The sequence below is a fragment of the Micromonospora sp. NPDC023814 genome (assembly GCF_040639595.1).
Classification (GTDB): Bacteria; Actinomycetota; Actinomycetes; order Mycobacteriales; family Micromonosporaceae; genus Micromonospora.
Genome location: NZ_JBFAAF010000194.1, coordinates 1 through 2,672, shown reverse-complemented (window position 1 = coordinate 2,672; position 2,672 = coordinate 1). Strand labels below are relative to the sequence as shown.

Annotated in this window: 2 protein-coding genes and 1 pseudogene; all 3 read left to right on the top strand. The window is 67.4% G+C overall.

Features of this window, described 5'->3' with window-relative positions; all coding sequences use genetic code 11:
* Window positions 1–200: 200 nt before the first annotated feature.
* Window positions 201–395: pseudogene (locus tag AB0G14_RS35305) on the top strand (nitric oxide synthase oxygenase); the annotation flags it as partial.
* Window positions 396–398: 3 nt separating this feature from the next.
* Complete coding sequence (locus tag AB0G14_RS35300) at window positions 399–1,631, top strand: globin domain-containing protein (protein WP_357705092.1); 1,233 nt, start codon at window positions 399–401, stop codon at window positions 1,629–1,631.
* Window positions 1,628–2,269: a hypothetical protein gene (locus AB0G14_RS35295; protein WP_357705090.1), complete on the top strand. Its 642-nt coding sequence runs from the start codon at window positions 1,628–1,630 to the stop codon at window positions 2,267–2,269. The genes AB0G14_RS35300 and AB0G14_RS35295 overlap by 4 nt, the downstream gene beginning before the upstream one ends.
* Window positions 2,270–2,672 lie beyond the last annotated feature (403 nt).

Sequence of the window (2,672 nt, the reverse complement as noted above, 5' to 3'; positions counted from 1 at the left end):
GGTGCTGAAAATCGTCATCGAAGATGAGTCCATCCTCGCCCTGGGAGGGCTACTTGCTCTGAACCGCTGGTCTCACCCAACCCTGACACCCAGGGCTGCGACGACGCCCGCCCGCACGGAGGATCACGCGGGGGACACGCGGGGAACGCGGCGGAACCGGCCCGATGATCAGGAACGAGCCAGCATCGACGACCGGCAGCGCTGGCCGGCCCGGCTACGGCGACTGGCCGTGGATCAACGGGTCGGTCGGATGGGCCGCCCTACACGCCGTGCACCACCGCTACTACGACACCCGGGTGCCTAACCCGAGTTTCTGGCCAGGTGTTCACACGCTGTACTTTCCCGAGCCGACTCTGCGTGAGCGCCACTACCTCGCCTCCCGGCAGGAGGGCTGACACATGGACGTCACTGCGCTGCGCCGGAGCTGGAACCAGCTCGCCGTCGCCGGCCCCGAAGCAGCGAAATACTTCTACGCGACTCTGTTCCTTATCGCTCCTGAGACGCGGACCATGTTCCCAGCCGACATGCGGTATCAGGAGGACAAGCTACTCGCCTCGCTCGGGCACATCATCACGAACATCGACGACCCGGATGCGCTCACGACGTTCGCGCAGCGTCTCGGTGCTGATCACAGGCGGTTCCACGGATCAGACCACGAGGGTCGACCGGTGCAGCTGGCGGAGCGGCACTACATCTGGGTAGGCCAGGCACTCGTGGCAACGCTGGAGCACTTCGTCGGACCAGGGTGGACACCAAGCTTAAGGGCTGAGTGGGCTGCGGCGTACGAGGCGGTAGCGAAGTTGATGCTCGCCGGCGCCGCCAGATCCGAACGGGTCGCGCCCCCGTTCTGGCAGGCAGAGGTGATCAGCACGGAGCGCCGCCGCGCCGACATCTGCGTGTTCACCGTCCGACCGAACTACCTGTGCAACTACCTGCCGGGGCAGTCTCTGCCGACACAGGTGCCGACAACGCGCACCTGGCGGTACCTGTCACCCGCCAACGCTCCCCGCCCCGACGGAACGCTCGAGTTCCACGTGAGGGCGACGGGCCGGTTCTCCACCCATTTGGTGCGCCGGACGGCAGTCGGCGACACACTCCTGCTGGGGCACCCCGTGGGCACCGCGTTGTCGTCGTACGACCGCGCACCCCACCGACGGCTTCTGCTGATCGCTGGCGGCACCGGCGTAGCGCCGCTGCGAGCCATCCTCGAACAGCTCCAGCAAGGCTCCGGCCGTCCCACCACCCTGGTGGTGGGGGGCAAAACACCCGACGACCTGTACGACCACCAGGCGCTCCAGAAGCTGGCCGCGACGGCGCCGGAAGAAGCATGGTCTGCCAACCAGGACGAGCAGTGGCTCCGCTACGTCCCCACCGTGGAAATCGGGTGGGGGTGGGACGGCGAGGTGGGCCGTGCCGTCCACACCGCATTGCGGCTCGGCTCGTGGGCAGACGCAGACATCCTCGTCTGCGGGTCTCCTGCGATGACCCGGTCCACGATCACCGCCCTTACCGCCTCCGGTGTGGACCCTGCCCGGATCTTGACGGAGAGCTACGACCACTCGCTCTACCCACCTCTGTCGGCGCCGGCCGGGCCGACGCCGCGTGACCCCACCTGGACAGGAGTCCGATGACTGACCACGGTGCCCGACACCTTGCACCGGACGCGGAGCAACCGCAGCCCGGCGAGGTCACCCAGCGCCTCAGCCTGGTAGCAACCCGCCGCTCCCGCCGCACGCATTGGTACCCGGCAGTTGACGTTGCCGCGGTGGTCCGCTTCGCGGACGATCGGATCGCGCTGCTGCGCGGCGAAATCGACCGTAGGGGACGAGAGGTGGCCAGCCTGCTCAACCAGGTCGAGATGCTCCGCCACGGAACCCTGCCGAGCGTCGTACCGCAAGCAGCTGACCCATTGGCTGTCGAGCTGACGATGCGCGCTCAGGAGGAAGCCAACCGCACAATCGGCGACGCCAGCGTGGAGGGCGCGGAGATCCTCGCCGAAGCGCGGCGGCAGGCCGAGGACATCATCGTCCACGCCCATCAGCAGGCAACCCAGATCACCGGATACGCCGGCCCGCAGGTCACCGAACTACAGCGTCATCTACAGGACCTGCAAGAGAGGTATGACGCTCTGGTAACCGCCAGTCGGGCCGCGCACGAATACCTGTCCCAGTGGCAGTCGTACCTGGCCGATCAGTCTGAGCAGATGCTGGCCAGCGCAGAGGCCGCTGGTGAGGTCAGCGAACAGCTGAAACTGGCGATCAAGGAGTAGCAGGGTGCTCTTCGCGGTTTCCTGGCTCGACCGGAAGGCGATGATAGGGGCTCCCACGCCTGTCGCGTCAAACCGGCGCTTCGACATCACCGCGGCGGTCGCCGGAAGCGCTGCGCAGCTCGGTTCGGCGGACCTGCGCCAATCGGTCATCGACAGGTACGGGTCCCCGTACGCGCCGCTGAGGATCGAACGCCTCGGCGGTGACCGGCAGGGCTCTGTCGCCAACCTCCTGGCCGAGCTCCTCACGCCCCGCACGGTTTCTCGGCGCCCCGCGCCACCCGTCACGCACAAGTGCCGACCCGTCCGAACTGCTTAACCGGAGTCCCAACCCTATGCGCCCCGATTTTCAAGGAGACACATCCTCATGCTGACCCTGGCCCCCGGACCGCTTACCGCCTCCCCC

What these genes read in the sequence shown, in the direction of transcription:
- AB0G14_RS35295 (WP_357705090.1), top strand. Translation starts at nt 1,628, where the DNA reads ATGACTGACCACGGTGCCCGACACCTTGCACCGGACGCGGAGCAACCG.
- AB0G14_RS35300 (WP_357705092.1), top strand. Translation starts at nt 399, where the DNA reads ATGGACGTCACTGCGCTGCGCCGGAGCTGGAACCAGCTCGCCGTCGCC.